The organism is Streptomyces sp. NPDC048270 (assembly GCF_040652335.1).
Classification (GTDB): Bacteria; Actinomycetota; Actinomycetes; order Streptomycetales; family Streptomycetaceae; genus Streptomyces.
The window spans coordinates 1-15771 of the sequence record NZ_JBEZLV010000058.1 but is presented as its reverse complement, the minus strand read 5'-3'; the positions used below and the strand labels follow the sequence as shown (position 1 = coordinate 15771).

Annotated in this window: 12 protein-coding genes and 5 pseudogenes; 5 read left to right on the top strand and 12 right to left on the bottom strand. The window is 66.5% G+C overall.

All coding sequences use genetic code 11. The features are described from left to right. Positions 1-119 precede the first annotated feature (119 nt). The 3 genes from AB0D66_RS31340 to AB0D66_RS31330 form a co-directional block, all read right to left on the bottom strand. Positions 120-533 carry a DUF6009 family protein gene (locus tag AB0D66_RS31340; RefSeq protein ID WP_362310594.1) on the bottom strand — a complete coding sequence of 138 codons (414 nt, stop codon included), beginning with the start codon at positions 531-533 and terminating at the stop codon, positions 120-122. Next, positions 530-1900, bottom strand: coding sequence for a phage/plasmid primase, P4 family (locus AB0D66_RS31335; protein WP_362310601.1), 1371 nt, complete (start codon positions 1898-1900; stop codon positions 530-532). Before AB0D66_RS31335 ends, AB0D66_RS31340 begins: the two co-directional genes overlap by 4 nt. A gap of 167 nt (positions 1901-2067) precedes the next feature. Beyond that, complete coding sequence (locus AB0D66_RS31330; protein WP_362310593.1) at positions 2068-3168, bottom strand: bifunctional DNA primase/polymerase; 1101 nt, start codon at positions 3166-3168, stop codon at positions 2068-2070. 1213 nt (positions 3169-4381) lie between these two features. Between AB0D66_RS31330 and AB0D66_RS31325 the strand changes: the two genes are divergently transcribed. Further along, positions 4382-4723, top strand: a complete 342-nt coding sequence (locus tag AB0D66_RS31325; protein ID WP_362310592.1) for a hypothetical protein — start codon at positions 4382-4384, stop codon at positions 4721-4723. Further along, positions 4696-4998 (top strand): hypothetical protein, encoded by a 303-nt coding sequence (locus AB0D66_RS31320; RefSeq protein WP_362310591.1) that lies wholly within the window; start codon positions 4696-4698, stop codon positions 4996-4998. Before AB0D66_RS31325 ends, AB0D66_RS31320 begins: the two co-directional genes overlap by 28 nt. 148 nt (positions 4999-5146) lie before the next feature. Here AB0D66_RS31320 and AB0D66_RS31315 read toward each other — a convergent pair whose 3' ends face one another. The 5 genes from AB0D66_RS31315 to AB0D66_RS31295 all read right to left on the bottom strand — a co-directional run bounded on the left by AB0D66_RS31315 (position 5147) and on the right by AB0D66_RS31295 (position 7858). Continuing rightward, a complete protein-coding gene (locus AB0D66_RS31315; RefSeq protein WP_362310590.1) occupies positions 5147-5794 on the bottom strand; it encodes a hypothetical protein in 648 nt (215 codons plus the stop codon). Between the two features lie 142 nt (positions 5795-5936). Further along, positions 5937-6548, bottom strand: a complete 612-nt coding sequence (locus AB0D66_RS31310; protein WP_362310589.1) for a site-specific integrase — start codon at positions 6546-6548, stop codon at positions 5937-5939. A 93-nt stretch (positions 6549-6641) separates the two neighbouring features. Continuing rightward, a complete protein-coding gene (locus AB0D66_RS31305) occupies positions 6642-6770 on the bottom strand; it encodes a hypothetical protein (RefSeq protein WP_362310588.1) in 129 nt (42 codons plus the stop codon). A gap of 68 nt (positions 6771-6838) precedes the next feature. Next, a complete protein-coding gene (locus AB0D66_RS31300; RefSeq protein WP_362310587.1) occupies positions 6839-7558 on the bottom strand; it encodes a hypothetical protein in 720 nt (239 codons plus the stop codon). Positions 7559-7657: 99 nt separating this feature from the next. Beyond that, positions 7658-7858 (bottom strand): winged helix-turn-helix domain-containing protein, encoded by a 201-nt coding sequence (locus AB0D66_RS31295; RefSeq protein ID WP_362310600.1) that lies wholly within the window; start codon positions 7856-7858, stop codon positions 7658-7660. A gap of 92 nt (positions 7859-7950) precedes the next feature. Between AB0D66_RS31295 and AB0D66_RS31290 the strand changes: the two are divergent. After that, a pseudogene (locus AB0D66_RS31290) lies at positions 7951-8668 on the top strand (IS5 family transposase). Positions 8669-8778: 110 nt separating this feature from the next. Here the strand turns inward: AB0D66_RS31290 and AB0D66_RS31285 are convergent. Together AB0D66_RS31285 and AB0D66_RS31280 are read right to left on the bottom strand one after the other, a co-directional pair. Further along, positions 8779-10383: a hypothetical protein gene (locus AB0D66_RS31285; RefSeq protein ID WP_362310586.1), complete on the bottom strand. Its 1605-nt coding sequence runs from the start codon at positions 10381-10383 to the stop codon at positions 8779-8781. A gap of 408 nt (positions 10384-10791) precedes the next feature. Further along, a pseudogene (locus AB0D66_RS31280) lies at positions 10792-11520 on the bottom strand (IS5 family transposase); the annotation flags it as partial. 128 nt (positions 11521-11648) lie between these two features. On the opposite strand from AB0D66_RS31280, the pseudogene AB0D66_RS31275 reads away from it, so the two are divergent. Then, positions 11649-12652 (top strand): annotated as a pseudogene (locus AB0D66_RS31275) (IS3 family transposase). A 302-nt stretch (positions 12653-12954) separates the two neighbouring features. On the opposite strand, the pseudogene AB0D66_RS31270 reads toward AB0D66_RS31275, so the two are convergent. Beyond that, positions 12955-13154, bottom strand: a pseudogene (locus AB0D66_RS31270) (IS630 family transposase); the annotation flags it as partial. A gap of 413 nt (positions 13155-13567) precedes the next feature. Here AB0D66_RS31270 and AB0D66_RS31265 point away from each other — a divergent pair. Then, the gene (locus tag AB0D66_RS31265; protein ID WP_362310585.1) at positions 13568-14902 is read left to right on the top strand and encodes a hypothetical protein; all 1335 of its coding nucleotides are present in this window, start codon (positions 13568-13570) and stop codon (positions 14900-14902) included. A gap of 181 nt (positions 14903-15083) precedes the next feature. On the opposite strand, the pseudogene AB0D66_RS31260 reads toward AB0D66_RS31265, so the two are convergent. Continuing rightward, positions 15084-15570 (bottom strand): annotated as a pseudogene (locus AB0D66_RS31260) (IS701 family transposase); the annotation flags it as partial. Between the last annotated feature and the right edge of the window lie 201 nt (positions 15571-15771).

Below are 15771 nucleotides of genomic sequence, written 5' to 3'. Positions count from 1 at the left end.
ACGTGCGAGGGCTTTCGCACCATGACCTCTCGGGCAGCCCTAAGGGATACCGGAAAGCGCGCCCTCTCGGGATACCGCTCGGGCGGGCTGTGAGCGGCCCGTTGGCCCGTCGCAACGGCTCAACCGACAGCCGCCCCGTCCCGGTCGGCCGGGGGCCGTCCCGTGCCCGTGTGCCGGGGTTGGTTCGCCGCACGCGGGGGCCTGAGCCCCTTGGCACCGGGTGCCAGTGATCCGGGGTCGATGGCCTCGGCGGGCGTACTGATGGCGTACAACCCTTCGGGTGCGCTGTCGCGGTCATGGGGGAGCAGCCAGAACACCCGGCGGCGGAAGGTTCCGCTGCCGGGGGACGCCTTGGCGCCGGCGCTGAGAACCGCGTAGCCGACCATGCGGCCGTCCCGGTGGTACGGGGGCCTGCCCCTGCGGGTGGGTAGCCGGTCCAGTGATTGACGCACGTAGTCCAGGACGCTGATGTCCTCCAACCAGACGAACGAGGTCTCGTGGTGGATCTCGTCCTGGGAGATGAGTGAGCTCATGCTTCTTCCTCCTCGGTGAGCAGTCCGATTCCTGGGTAGTACTTGCGGGAGTTCGAAAGGATCATCTCGCGCGGCGAGGCCATTTTGACCAGTTCCCTGACCCGTGCGGCGAAGCCGCGCGACGACAGGGCCGGGGTGCCTTCGTCCTGGCACCAGCTCCGGTATGCGGTGTAGAGCCTCGTCTGTTCGCAGCGGTGCTGGGGGTCCAGCCGGCAGCGTTCCTCGAAGAACCGTCCGGTGTGGTCCTCAGTTTCCGCGTAGGCGCTGGTCGCGATCCGGACGGCCTTGGGTCCGCTGAGGTCGCGGTCGCCCGACAGATAGAGAAGGGCTCCCTCGACCAGCCAGGCGAGGATCCCGGCTCCCTCTTCGGCCACCAGGACGTCGGCGAGGTTGTCGACCCGCCGGTCATCGGGGACGACCTGTTCGAAGGGGAGCAGCCGCATACGGCGCCAGAACGCGAAGCCGCCGGTGCCGACTTCCGGCCGGTGGTTGCCGATCAGCCACAGCTTGTGCGTCGGGGTGAAGGAGAAGAAGTCCTGCCTCATCCGCCGGGCCTTGATGCGGTCGCCACCGGTGAGCAGCTTTACCCGGGCTTCGTCGAAGCGGTCTCCGGGCTTGACCTCGGAGCACACGATGACCCGGCGGCCGTGCAGTTCGGCCAGGTCGGTGGGATGGCCATCGAACGGCTTGGCCATGAGGAAGCCGGGGGGCGCCGCGTCCGCGTAGTCGCCCAGCAGTTTCACGAGGATGTCGAGCAGGACGGACTTGCCGTTCTTGCCAGACCCGTAGAGGAACGGCATGACCTGGCCGCCGACATCACCGGTGATCGAGTAACCGAGCAGTATCTGGAGGAAGCGGATCATCTCCTGGCCCGCTTCGTCGTCGCCGAAGGTGTCCGTGAGGAAGCGGGCCCAGCGGGGCGTCGGCTGCTGTGTCGGGCCGACCGTGGTCGAGCGGGACGTGAAGTCCTTCACGGGGTCCGCCTCGCGGATCAGGCCGGTGCGCAGGTCGACGATGCCGTCCGGGGTGCACAGGACGTAGGGGTCTGCGTCCAGGTCCTCGGCCTTCAGGACCATGCCCGGTGCCGACCTCGCCTGACCGAGCATGGCGCTCTGGCCGGCGGTGCTCAGGGCTCTCCGGCGGTGCTTGAGCAGGGCCTGCGGGGTGTGGATGCCCTGGGGGTCACGGGTGAGGAGCCCCTCCGCGAGGTCCCCGGCGGCCCAGACGACGGTGTCGTCCTCGTCGATGCGCCACCGGGTGGTGTCCCAGCGGAACCAGCCCACCCCCGGGACGTGCCGGTACCGGTTTGCGTAGAGCCTGACGAACAGCTTCGCGTTGCCGCGGTCGGACAGGGTGTCGGGCAGCATCGTGATGGCCCCGGCACCCGTCGCGGATCCCTGGTCCGTGACGGTTAGCCGTTGCTCCATGGGCGCGGCCGCTGCTGCGGCCGCGGGTGCGGTGGCCTGGCCGAGAATCTGAGAGGCGAGGGACACCGCGTCGAACAGGGACAGGACATCGTTATCGTGTGACCGGTTCACGAAGTTCCTCCCAGTTGGAGCGGGCGGGCGCCGCCCGAGGCGATGCCGGCGCGGACGACGGATGCGATCGGGCCGGCCCGGAGCGGCCGCGCCGCAACCGCGCACGCGAGCAGGACCGCTTCCGCTTCCGCCGCGTCGAGGTGTCCGGCGGCGGCGAGGCCGCCGAGGGTGTAAGCCGCACGGTTGAGTTTCTCGTTGAACCCGGTGTCCTGCGGCGTGCCGGCACACGCGGCGACGTCGGCCAGCAGGGGAGCCATGACGGCGAGGCCCGCCTCGCGGCCACCACGGGCCCGACCGGCCACTGGGCGCTTCGCCGACTGGTGAGGGCCGGGTGCGGCGGTGCCCGGCAGGTGACCGGTCCGTTCCAACTCGTCGGCCAGCCATGTGGGGATTGGAGCCGGCAGGAACGCCGTGCCGACCCGGGTGTAGCTGCCGGAGCGGGTCGTGGTGCCGGGGGCGACGATGTACCCGCCGTGGGCGCGTACGTCCACTTGCCAAGCCAGCGCCCGGCGGGCGCCCGAACCTGTCGAGCACTGCCACGGCCGGCCGTCCGTGGCCCGGTACCAGATGTGCATGCCGCCGGACGGGGTCCGCACACGCAAGGTCGCCTCGTCGTCGGCGGGCGACGGGGCGCCCCTGAGGGCTGCGAGGACGGCCAGGGTGTGGAATCCGGTGCTCACCCCGGTCAGGTCGATGCGTTCCCCGATCCTGATGCCCGGCAGCAGCCGGTGCCGCTCGGGCAGGTCCGCCGGGCGGACGTCCACGTCGATGACGACCAAGCGGGCGGGACCGCAGGCCACCCCTACGCCCAGACCGGGCCTGCTGCCCCACCACTGCGTGATGCGGGAGGCTACCAGGGTTGCGGCGTGGAAGCCGTGGCACCAGCGTCCGACGTCCAGGCAGGTGCAGCTCTGCCGTTCGTGGCGGGGGTTCCGGCAGTCCACGCAGTTCGCGGCGGGTGTCTTGCGTCCCGGTGCGAGGGGGAAGACCGGCCATCCCCGCTCGGCGCACCACAGGGCGAGCCGGGACGGCGGCGTGATTGCGGGGGCCTGCGGGTGTTGCGTGGTGTTCGTGGGCGGCCATGGTTCGACTGGCATGCCGTACCCCTCAAAGCGACTCAAGTGACTCGGGATCGCACACCCTAGCCAAGGATCTGTGGCGTGCCCGGGGGCCGAACGGGGCCTCCTGCCCGTGCGCCGGAGTCGGTGGCGCAGTCCGATATCACGCTGCGAAACACATTCCGAGCGTGCCCTGCGCGCTAATCCGGGTGGATCGTGTCGTGGCGCAGCTACCGAAGCGACCGCAGTTCCGAAATACGCCGCCAGTAGTTTGGGCCGGACCGCGGTCTGACGGCCCGGACGGTCCGCGTTTCTGCTCCGACACCTCCGTGACCGGTATGTATGCCGCCGTCCCGTCGTCACAGTGCCTCCCGTCGGGATCTCCTGGCCTAAACTCCAGCAGGCAGCACTGACGTCTGGCGAAATATGGCTGAAATATTCTGCTGGAGACTTCCGTAATCGCCTCGGAGTACGGCTGGAGTGCACTCCTGCCAGGGTGTTCCGGGAACCCGATTTCACTGACCTGTATGGCTTTCCGATGGTGATTGTCTGCCCTTTGGTGCAGCCAGGGAGTCCCCAAAAGGCCATCGAGGCTCGTGACCCGGACCGTTGCCCGGGAAATCGGCCGATCGGCCACCCGTGCTCCCGGAGGGTGTTGATCGCCAGGTTGCGCGAGGCCGCTGTCCTCGGGCCCGCGGCCGCGCGGATCTTGGAGGGGTCCTTGCCGAAGGTGCTGTCGCGGACGAAGTGGAGCCGATTCTCGATGGTGCACGGTGACCTGGCGAGCTGCTGGGGTGGGGCCTGCTGAGATCGGGTCCGTGACCGCGTAGATGGTCTGGCGGCTGCACTTTCCGCTCTTGAGGTCGGTGCGGTGGCGCAGGACCCGCGGCCTGGACGGCGTGAAGGAAGTCCAGACCGAGGCCGATGATGGCCCAGGTCGCGCGGGTCTCTCTGCAACCATGGCTCACCTCGCGATCGTCGCAGCGTGCGGTGACGTGATCCCCTTCCATGGCAGCGCGGAGCCCGCGGTGCAGCCACTGGCTGGTGGGCACCACCAGCAGGTGGTGCGCGTGGTCGCGCTGTGTGTGCGACATCCCGTGAGTTCTTCTGAGCCTCACTGAGTCTCTGCCCCTGTGGCCGGGGGTTCCTCCTCCTTCGGTGCTCTGTGGTCGCGTGACGTAACTTCGGGATACTTGAAGCGTTCTCGTGTCCGACCGATCCGCAGTCGGGCCGAAGGTGAAGGGGGCTCGGGTTGGCGGCGCTGGCAGTTGTACGGGACATGCGGGAGCACTGGGCGCCCGCGTCGGCGGAGGAACTGGAGCAGTTCGAGACCGACGCGCTGTCCCGGTTCGTCCTCGCACGCGCCTCGCCAGGACTGGCGGACGGCACGATCCGCGGGGATGTCGGACACCTGGACCAGATCAGAAACTGGTTCGGCCGACCGCTGTGGGCTATGGAGCCAGCCGACGCCGACGCGTACTTCGGCAAGGTGCTGCGTGGCTCGCCTAGCGGCACCCGGCTGCCCCGGCCCCAGGGGCTGAGCACGTACTTCATGTTCCTGGAGCTGTGCACAAGGTCGAACTGCACCGGATGACCGGCCGGGTCATCGAGTGCCCGATCGACGAGATGAACAAGCCGCGCGGCGCGAAGGACGCCCAGCTGCGGATTGCACCGAGCGAGCCGCAGGTCGTTGATCGGACACGGCGCCACCCAGGGTGCCCACCGCGCCGGATCGTCAGCGGCCCAGCGGGCGATGTCCTGGTAGAACGCCCGGACGAACACCAGCTCGCTGCGGAAGTTCACCCGCGGCCGCACCGGGTGGCCCTGGGTGTCACGGATGTAGGCCAGGCGTTCCTTACACGCCTGTGAGACCTCGGGTGCCAGTCGCAATGAGTCGATGCCGGGGTGGTGGATTTCCAGGTCGCGCCAGAACAACCGGCACAGGTTGCGGGCGATGGAACGGAGCGAGACGTGGTCGAGCTCGGGAGCCCGCTCGGTGAAGTACTCGACCAGTAGGTCACGGACGGCCCGGCACTCGATGCCGTACGCGTCGACGATGCTCGGCGCTGCGGCGGCCCTCGATGCGAAGCACCCGAAGCCGCAGCGGTGCGCTGGCGGGGAGCACTCCGGTCTCCTTGAGCAGGGCGTAGAACAGCGGCCGACCCGCGCTGCCCCGGAAGTGGTATTCCTCCAGCGCGGTGGTCAGCTCGATGCAGTCGCCGACGGTGATGTCGCTGACCAGGCCACCCTTGCGGATCACGATCCAGGTGAGCTTGTTCAGGGCGTCGGACCTCGCTGTCGGGGTCGCATGCTGAGCCAGCTGTTCGAGCCGCTGGGAGGCAACGGGGTCACTGGCGGCCCGGGCCTCGGTGAGCATCACCGTCACGCGCTGTCGCAGCAGCCACGGGTAGCTGGGGCGGATCACCTGCCCGGCGACCAGGAGCACCAGCCCCGTGGCGAGCTCATCGCGCCGGTGGCTCTTGGGTGTGCCGCGACCGTGCAAAGGCAGATCGGTCCACTCGAAGCCTGCGGCGTCTGCCCCGCTGGCCATCCAGCGATCCTGCCAGGTCTCTCCGGGCTGGCCTTCGAGCCAGTCCAACAGCTTGCTCAAGCCCCGCCGCCGGGTCTTGTCGCGGGTCAGGCCCGCACCCGGATCGGTGAACAATCCCAGCAGCCGCTCGACCAGGCTCTCCCTACTCTGTTCAGGCTGCCCCCAGTTCGCTCCGCCGACTCGCGGTTCCCACTCCAGCTCCTCCCCACCTCAGGTGGCTCGACGGGCCTGGCGACGTCGACGTTCACGGTCGCGTTCACCTGCTCTCCCCGTTGGCGGTTGATGTGCCGAACAGCGCTGCCAGGACCTCAGGGCGGTAACCCGGTGCCGGCGGGGCCGGCGGTTTGGCCTGCACGGTGCGCTGCCGTTCATGGTGGGCCAGGACGTGGGCTACGACCTCGTCGGGAGTGGGAGCGATATAGATTTCCGTAGTGGTGATGTGGGCATGCCCCATGACCCACTGCACGTCCGCGAGGGTCGGGTTCGGATCGCGGACCATCCTCTTGGCCGCGCTGTGCCGCAGGTCGTGCAGAGTCCAGTTCGCGCCGAGCAACTGGTTGGCACGGGTGAAGACCATCCGGGCCGCGTCGTACTCCAGCGAGCGGAACGGCCGTCGCAGGGTCCACCACAGCGGCTCCGACGGGTGCTTGGGGACCATGCCGCGCAGTTCTTGCTGGTAGAGCCGCAGCCACACGAAAGCGTCGGCGGAGGCGGGAAGGTGCTGCAAGACCTGACTGCCCTCGCGGACCACGCCGATCGTCTGGTCTCCGGGCGCGACCAGGCCCTGCGGGACACCCAGCAGCTCGGAGGCGCGGGCGCCGGTGGAGATGTAGAACGCGATCAGAGCCCTGTCCCGGTTGTACTTCAACCCAGCAAACAGGTCGTTGAACGCCTGGTCAGGAATGATCCGCGGGGTCGGCTTGGGCTCCTTGGGCTGATAAGTGCCCCGGCGCGAGGGCCGTCAGAACGGCTGCATCGGGTCGTGATGCGCATTCGGACTCCCCTCGTCAGCAGCCCCGCCCTGCGGGAACGGGTTGATCAGCGGCCGGCCGTGGGTCTCGCGGTGGTACTCGTAGAACGACCGGATCACCGCGCGAGCGTGCCGCCTGGTCCGAGCGGCATAGTTCTCGCCGGGCGCGGCCTTCCCCGTGATGGGGTTCACCGAACCCGCAGCGGGCGCATCAGGACGGCGCCACCGAAGCGGCTTCTTCGTCGTCTCAGCCACAGCGCGAAGTCACGGGCCTCGACCCGGCTCGCCAGATACCAGGGAACGTCCACGGCGCGTAAGAACCGGACCCACGCCAATAGCTCATAGGCGTAGGACCGCAGCGACGTCGGACTTGCGTCGTCGGCGAGCATGTGGTGCAGGAACTCACTGACCGCCGCCACCTCGGTGCCATCAGCGTCTACGAGCCGGAACGGCTGCAGCGGGTCGTCGCTCTTCTCGACGCGGCCGTCCCTCGCCACCTTCAGCGCCGCCACGTCCCGGACCGTCGTGCTGTGCTCTGGCATCCATACCACCACGGGCCGACCTTCGGCGACACGCGATGAAACCAGATCCACCACCACACGCACGGTCACGGAGACCGCCAGCAAGAGCCACAACGCCCTTGTCGTCACTATGAGTTGACCTCGAAGGGAGCCCAATCTAGTTCGGTCAACGGGACATGCTCGTGGACGCACCGCGCACCGCGTGCCGAAGGCGCGGGCGCATGCACCGACGGAGAGCTTGCGCGTCTCAAAGTGGGCCAGGAGGGCAGCCCATTCTTCGCTCGTCGGCGTGCGGTACTCCTCGCTCGGCCGCAGTGCCCTGCGGCGGGCGATGAACGCCCGGTGGGCCTCGATCGCCTCAGTCCGGTAGACCGCCTTGTAGCTCATCGTGGTCGAAATGGTCCCCCCGGGACGAGTAGGTGCGGCGGATCTGAGGGAGCAGGGAGACGCCTGATTCGTCGAGGAAAACGATCCAGGCACGTGTGTTCACGGCCCCTTCTTGATGCGCGGCCACTCGTGCGCGATCCAGCGGGCGATCTCCGACTCGTCCCTCTCGACCGCCCGCCGCTCGGGCCGTTGCAGGCTCCATCCGAGCCGGCCGGTCAGCAGCCGCCACACCGACGCCCTCGACAACACCACCCCCGTTGCCCGGGTGACGACCGCGCCGACTCGCTCCCCGGTCCACAGGTCGGCCTATAAAGGATCAGTAGTGATCGTTTCAGAATGATATTCATTCAGAGGCTTGCCAGTTGGGCGTGGTGTAGGCAGGGATTTGTGACGTGCATGCTGATCTCGTGTCTGATGACCTGTGGGAACGTGTGCCCCCGCTGCTGCCGGAGCGTCCGGCCAGGCGGTTCCGGTATTCCGGACGCCTCCCGGTGGACGATCAGCGGCGTTGAGGGCCATCGTTTACGTGCTGTGCAAGAGCGTGAGCTGGCGAGATGTTCCCGCCGAGCAGGTCGGCTGCAGTGGTGTGACGGCCTGGCGGCGACTGCGGGACTGGACCGAGGCCGGCGTGTGGCCCCGACTGCATGAAGTCCTCCTGGCCGAGCTGCGGGCGGCCGAACTGCTGGACATGAACGACGCGGCGATCGACGCCACGCATGTCAGGGCCCTCAAAGAGGGGGCTCACACCGGACCTTCGCCGGTCGACCGTGCCCGCCCGGGCAGCGAGCGCCACCTCATCGTAGACCGGCACGGCACCCCCCTCGCCATCTCCCTGACCAGCGCGGCCTGCGAGGCCACCGCCCCAGGCGACTGCTCGCCGACCGCGGCCACGACTTCGACAACCGGCGCCTGATCCGGGCCCGCGGCATCACACCCAAGATCGCCCGACGCGGCACCCTTCACGGCTCCGGCCTCGGCAGGACCCGGTGGGTCGTCGAGCGAACCTTTGCCTGGTTACACCAGTTCAAACGGCTCCGGATCCGCTACGAGATACGAGCCGACCTCCACCTCGGCCTGCTGCAACTCGCCTGCAGCATCATCTATTTATGACGACTGCGAACCTCACTTTTAAAACGATCAGTAAGGCTCACTGGAGGGGCCCTGATGTTGGTCGCTTTGGCGTGACGGTTCTCCGGAGCTGGCGCACGCCATTCGACATGTCAGAAATCTTGTTTGACGAGTTTCTTTTTGGTGATGCCGCTCTTCTTCAGTAGATGCTCCAGTTGGCCAAAGTCGACAGCTTTCTGCCCGATCTGGGTGACAGTCATCACGCCGGCGATAGTGCCGCTGGAGAGCTTGTCTGTCCCCCTGGCTTTGAAAAACCGCCCCGCCTTGGCGCCGACACCGCCTGCTTTCTCCAACACACTCAGCGAACCCTCGTACGTTTTAGCCGCGCCGTCCGGGACCGTAGTATTGTCGAAGACCAGCACTGGATTCCGGGTATCGCCACCGTAGACGGCGAAACGGATCGGAACAGTCGGAGTATCCTTGTATGATTGGTAGCGATTTTTGTTGTTCAGTCGGATAGTGACGCCCTGACTCTGCAGCTCCGCCAGAGCACTGTCCGCCTGTTTCTTAGCGGAATCCTTGCGAGAGCGGCGCTGCTCGCTGATATCGGCACCTATGCTCCCGGGGGCCTCAGTGGAATTGTTGACCAGTTGGTCAGCCGGGACCTTGACTACCATAGCCACTTGGTGAGCCTCGACGAGGATGGCACGATCGGTTTCCACTCCCCCCATGGTGGCAGTCTGTGGCTGCGGGATTTTGGAAGCGGTCGGGGCGAGGAGTCGGGAAAGGGTCTCTGTAGCTTGGTCGCGGGTGAGGTGGCCGGCCAGCACCCACCAGTAGATGTCCTTCGCGGCTTGCCGGGCGTTGACGTTGGGCTGCAGGCACCCGAGGAAGTAGTCGAGCCATTCACCGGTGCACCAGGGCCACTGCAGGGCAACCTTGGCCTCCGCAACGGCTTCGACCCAATTGTCATTTGCTCGCAGCGCGAGCCAATGCCATTCTTCGAATGCCTCAAGGCACCGGTCCGCCGTCAGTTCACCGGCTTGAGCACGTTCGTACATTTCTTTCGCGATGTGCTGTGCGTCCCGCGGATCTCCCGGGGCCAGAGAATTCACGAAGCGCCGCAGCTCCTCCTTGTTCCATGCCCTCGATGGCATTTCCCCACTGGCCACAACGGCGGCCAGATCCCAGTTGCCGGTTGCGGCAACTCTAAGGAAGTTCATCGGCCCCAGTACTGCGGTTTCCCTAGTTTCCACTTCCCCCATGGTGGCAGTCTGTGGCGGCGGGATTTTGGAAGCGGTCGGGGCGAGGAGTAGGGAAAGGGTCTCTGCAGCTTGGTCGCGGGTGAGGTGGCCGGCCAGCACCCACCAGTAGATGTCCTTCGCGGCTTGCCGGGCGTTGACATTGGGCTGCAGGCACCCGAGGAAGTAGTCGAGCCATTCACCGGTGCACCAGGGCCACTGCAGGGCAACCTTGGCCTCCGCAACGGCTTCGACCCAATTGTCATTTGCTCGCAGCGCGAGCCAATGCCATTCTTCGAATGCCTCAAGGCACCGGTCCGCCGTCAGTTCACCGGCTTGAGCACGTTCGTACATTTCTTTCGCGATGTGCTGTGCGTCCCGCGGATCTCCCGGGGCCAGAGAATTCACGAAGCGCCGCAGTTCCTCTTTGTTCCATGCCCTCGATGGCATTTCCCCACTGGCCACAGCGGCGGCCAGATCCCAGTTGCCGGTTGCGGCATGTTCAAGGAACTGCATCAGCTGATCACCCTTCGTTCCCGCACAGGTCCTACTGTTGAGACCCGCGGATGTTCCATATGGAACATCCGCCCTGCACGCGGTGACCACTAATCCAGGCAGAACGTGCTCCTTCGCGCATACTCTTTGCTCGAACAGCACATGATGGTGCCCAGTTGGGTGGTGCAAGGGTCCGTGCGGCCATGCGGACGGACCCACAGCACACCAGTTCCCAACGGGTCGGCACGCGCGTGGGGTAGGCCCCGCGATCTGCACTGGGGAGGTCTCTGGTGAGCTTCCGGCGTGAAACTCACCACCTCTTTGAGCTCGTAACACGATCATGATCGCTGCCTTGTTGGGGTGTCGCCAATAGATGAGGCTGCAGGCGGGGGAGACGAGGGCGTCGTGGAGTTCGGTGCGGCGTTCTCAGCGGACGGCGAGGCGTTTGAGCTGGTGGAGCAGGGCGAAGGTCTGCTCGACGACGTAGGGGAGCTTGCCCCTGCCCTTGGTGTTCGGGGCTCCTTTGTGGGAGATGACGGGCAGGATCCCGCGTTTGCGCAGTTCATCGCGGTTGGGGTTGGGGTTGGAGTCGTAGCCGTTGTCCCCGAGCAGGGCCTCGGGACGTCGGCGGGGCCGGCCGGGGCGGCCTGCCACCGGTGGGATGCCGTCGATTGGGGCGGGGGTCTGGGTGACGTCGTTGACGTTCGCTGCGGTGGTGATGACTTTGAGCGGGGTGCCGTGTCCGTCGCAGATCAGGTGGTGTTTGCTGCCTGTCTTCCTCCGGTCGACCGGCGACGGACCGGTGTCGGCGACCCCCCCTTTTTTTCGCGCGGATGTGGGAGCCATCCACGCACGCCCTCGACCAGTCGAGGCGGCCGGCCGCGTGCAGCTCGGCGAGCAGGATGCGGTGCAACTGGTCGAAGACTCGGCCTGCTGCCACCGCTCCAGGCGCCGCCAACAGATTTACCCAGAGCCGAAGCCCAGCTCAGCAGGCAGGAGTTGCCAGGCGATGTAGTTGCAGAGCACGTACAAGATGCCCTGCAGGCACAGCCAGTCTGCCACCGGCCGCGGCCCTGGCGACCTCGCCGGCCAAGGCGGCAGCAGCGACTCGATCAGTGCCCACAAGCCGTCGTCCACGATCCACGGCCGAGTACTCACACCACCACGAACGGCCGAATCATCACACCGGTCACGCCCCACCAGGACATCTCGACAGATCCTGGTACGAGCTCTTTGGAGTGGACACCCTGACAATGGATCTTGATGGTCCAGGGAGGGCTGTCCAAGTGGGACGCAGGTCTCCGTATTCGGAGGAGTTCAGGAGGGACGCAGTCGCGCTTTTTCGGGCCGCGGCTGGGAAGCGGACGTACGCGGCGGCGGCAGGGGATCTCGGCGTTACAGCGGAGTCGCTCCGGCCACCGCGCCGATTTCGGCGTCCAGCGGATCTGCTGGGTGGTCGGAGCATCCCGCGCCGGCTGCTACCGGCACCTGGCCACCAAGCAGGCCCGCGCCGAGCGCCAGGCCGAGGAGAACCGGACCGTGAGCGAGATCCGCGCTATCCACGCCGAGCACCATGGCGCCTACGGCGCCCCGCCCGTCCATGCCGAGTTGCGTGCGAGAGGACGCAGGATCAACCGCAAGCGCGTCGCCCGGCTGATGCGGATCAATCACATCGTCGGCCGGCACCTGCGGAAGAAGACGCGGACGACCATCGCGCACAGGGCCGCGCCGCCCGTGCCGGACCTGGTGACGCGAGACTTCACCGCGGACACGCTGAACACCAGGTAGTGGTATGGCGACATTACCCGCATATCCGCCGGCCCGACGTGGCTCTGCCTCGGCACGGTGATCGGTATTTGCTCGCGGCGGGTGGTGGGCTGGTCCATACGGACCACATGCGCACCTCGCTGGTCACCGACGCGATCGAGATGGCTGTGACCGCCCGGGGCGGCCGGGGCCACGGCGTCCTCGTCTTCCACACCGACAGGAGCGCCCGGTACAGCCCGGCCGCCTTCGCCGAGGTCTGCCGCCGGCACAGCATCCGCCACAGCATGGGCCGGGCACAGCTCGAGCTACGACAACGCCCTCGCAGAGTCGTTCTTCCAGGGCCTCAAGCGCGAATCGCCCCACGGACGACGCTGGACCTCGAAGGCGCAGACCCGGTTCGAGCTGTTCCGCTGGCTGTCGTACTACAACCGGCGCCGTCGACATTCCGCACTCGGCTACCTCACACCAACCCAGATTCGAACAGCAACTGATCACGACACGTACGCTGTCACTCATCGCATGAAAACCGGTGTCAACTCCCGGGGATCAGCCGCAGGATCAGCCGCAGTTCGTCCCGCTCGTCAGTGCTCACGCCCGCCGCCTGGCCCGCGTCAACCGCGTACTGCATCACCCAGAGCCGCACCGACTCCCGGGAACGCCCAGGGATTCGGCGACTTGGATGTGCAGTGCACGCGGAGGAGTACGCCGCACGATGCTCGGTCACCAGTCTCACGGCCTGGCTACGAAGGGCTGCGTCAATCTCCTTGGGCACGAGACCCATCCTCTCTGATGGCTCACAACGGAGGGGCAGAGAAGTCGGAACGGCTCAGGGTGGCGTGCGTTCTGGTTGCGCCAGCGGAGGTATCTGTGCAGTTCACGGGTTCTGTACGGTGTGGTTGGGGTGGTGGGAGTTGGCCAGGGTGAACTGCCATAGGGGGTCGAAGTGGGGTTGGCCCAGGGTGTGTTGGTTGAGGTGATGCACAGCTCGACTTGTTCTTCGCCGCCCACCGGCGGATCCGCCAGTTCTTGCGGGCCCCGCACGCAGGGAGCAGTGACCTTCTTCGACTTGCCCACCGATCGGGTGACGGAGTGCCTGTGTCCACGCAGGTCACGGGCCTTCAAGTTGCAGAGTGGAAGCCCAAGTTGAAAAGCTCAGTGACCGAGTCCCTGGTCTGGCAGGCCGTCAGCGGACCCGGCTGGCCGCCAAGCCCGACTCACGATCGTGTTACGAGCTCTACGGCTCCTACGTCGTCTCAAGGCGTCCCTATCAAGCGGGAAGAGTTCAGCATCAGGGTTGCCGCCCAGTCGGGCATGATTGTGCCACCCGCCGGGCAGACCGCCCCTGACAGGCTGTGATACCCCGCCCACATCGCTTCCAATGGAACGTGCGGGTCCGAACAGAGACCTGTGAGACCTCCACGAGAATCAGGTGTGCCCGATGCAGGAGCTGGTAACGGAAGTCCAAGAACACTTTGTCGCGGCGATGAGCCACACGATCTCCCGCTTCGACACCGCATACGTGTCCCTTATCCAGGATCAGGTGTCGGCCTTCGAGCACCTGCGCACGCAACTCCACTACAACGTCCGCGAACTGGGTACCCACCTCGACATCTGGGACCCGCAGAGAATGGAGAGAGTGCGCGTCTGGAGCGAGCAGCTCCAGTGGAAAGCAGTCATCGACTCCCCCTACGGCGAGCAGCTCCTAGACCTGATCGTCCGGCGCGTGCAAGAACCTGCCGCCTGCACCGAAATCGACGATGAAATCCAGCGAATCATCGACCAAATGGCTCACGACGTGGCCGTGCACTGGACGGCGCAGCGAGGCCATCTAACCCGTAAGCCTCGGCGGCGCAAGTGGGAGATCGCGTACACCAAATACGACGCCGACCACGACCAGCCCCTGCCGGAGGATGAGCGGCTACGCCGACACACGGCAAAGCTCGCCGGGCCGAAGCCCGGCATTGCGGCACCCGGCGCCGACGCGCACACTAAGCATGTGTCCTGGCGCCAGGACTCCGAATTCACACGCTACTCGACCGAGGACGAACCCCTCCTCGTTGACCGCTCCGAGGCCCGTCCGTTGGCTGCCAAGGAAGAGGACGGCCGGTTCTCCGGGAATGGCGAGGGATGGTCGGAGTATTCCAAGCGGTCTTTCGAAACGGAGCACGACCTAAACTCCTTCGACTCCGAGGCGCTACGCGCCGAGAACCGGCGGGTGCTGAAGGGCCTAGGGGTGAGCGACATTGTCGACTTCACCGTGTACCTCACGCCCGCGGGCAACGTCCTGGCCCTCGCAGGTGCTGAGCACGTCTTGTTCGAGCACTGCTCCTGGGACTACGACCGGTCCTTCCACGGCAAGATTCAGATGCATGCTAAAGGCGGCGTCATCGAGCGCCTACGCCGAGTGAAGCTCGGCAGCAAGGGCGAGATCAAGGTCGAATGCGACATCGACCGCCTGGAGGCGGCCAGGCATCTCCTCGGCGACCTCATGGAGAGGCGCGGGGCTTCCAAGAGCAAGCGGACACAAAAGTACAAGGACGCGCAGCGGCAGATCGCGGATTTCGAGGGCGCGGAAGGCGTACCTGCCAACTCCAGCCCCAGACATTTGGCCGCACTGCGGGCCGACACCGGACGACTGCTGACGGACATCACAGGCAAGGAGCAGACCTTCACCAACGGCGTCGAACTCTCGGAAGTTCAGCGAGCCTTGGAGAATGAGGTGCATCAGAAACTCAGGACCGGCGACGATCCTGAGGTCCCGTCCCGCCGGTAATGGGCAATACTCAGTCGAACTTTGATGTTTTGCCTGGTCAGCGGCTTGGGTGTGGGGAGCGTAGCGGGGCGTGCCGGGTGCGGGGCGGTTCGCGTGGCCCGTCCCGCAAACGAGTGCCCGCGGCGCATGTAGTGACATCGGCGGGCTCTGGCCTGGTGCCGGCGGCGCCATCGTGACCAGTTCATCGAGTGATCGCCCCGCGCGGCGGGATGGTGGCGGGCAGATGCCAGCAGACGGCGAATCTCGGCCGGCGTGAGGTCCACGAGGTCGGGCGTGTCCCGTTCCGTTCCCCCTTTTCCCTCGCGTGGGCGGTGGTGACTGCAAGGAACGCGTGGGCGAGCATCGCGAGAGTTGTGCCGGTGCCAGCCGTTATAGCAGCGGACTTCGTACTGGTCCAGGCCGCACTGGTTCTTCGCGTTCTGGAAGCATTCCTCGATCTTCCAGCGGCAGACGGCGCTCCGCACGAGGTCTGCGAGGGTTGCCTGCAGAGGTGCCGCGGCCAGGAAGTAGGCGAGCTCGTCCGGTTTGGTGATGCTGCGGCGGGCGAGCATCCACCGCTGGCGGGTGGGTTCGTCGCCGTTGAATTCCCAGACAGCCGGCAGTCGGGCGGCGGCCCAGTCGTGGATGCGTGGTCCTTTGGCGCCGTTGCCGCAGGAGAGCCGTTGCCAGGCTTCGGCCGGGGCCTGGCTGACTACTGAGGTTTTCGGGTTGTCGTCGGGTGGTGACGGTTCATGATCCCTGCGGTATGCCGTTGGTATGCGTTATCCGGAGGGTGGGGGCCTGACCGCTGAGCGTCGGGCGTTTCGTGAGGGAATCCGGCTTCAGGCCGGCGTGCGGTTCGCGGCGGGTGAGAAGACCGCGGTCATCGC

Bases quoted from the DNA above. Each gene is read 5' to 3' on its own strand.
- AB0D66_RS31340 (WP_362310594.1), bottom strand. From the start codon at position 533: ATGAGCTCACTCATCTCCCAGGACGAGATCCACCACGAGACCTCGTTC.
- AB0D66_RS31265 (WP_362310585.1), top strand. From the start codon at position 13,568: ATGCAGGAGCTGGTAACGGAAGTCCAAGAACACTTTGTCGCGGCGATG.
- AB0D66_RS31300 (WP_362310587.1), bottom strand. From the start codon at position 7,558: ATGAGCTACAAGGCGGTCTACCGGACTGAGGCGATCGAGGCCCACCGG.
- AB0D66_RS31330 (WP_362310593.1), bottom strand. From the start codon at position 3,168: ATGCCAGTCGAACCATGGCCGCCCACGAACACCACGCAACACCCGCAG.
- AB0D66_RS31285 (WP_362310586.1), bottom strand. From the start codon at position 10,383: ATGCAGTTCCTTGAACATGCCGCAACCGGCAACTGGGATCTGGCCGCC.
- AB0D66_RS31335 (WP_362310601.1), bottom strand. From the start codon at position 1,900: ATGCTGCCCGACACCCTGTCCGACCGCGGCAACGCGAAGCTGTTCGTC.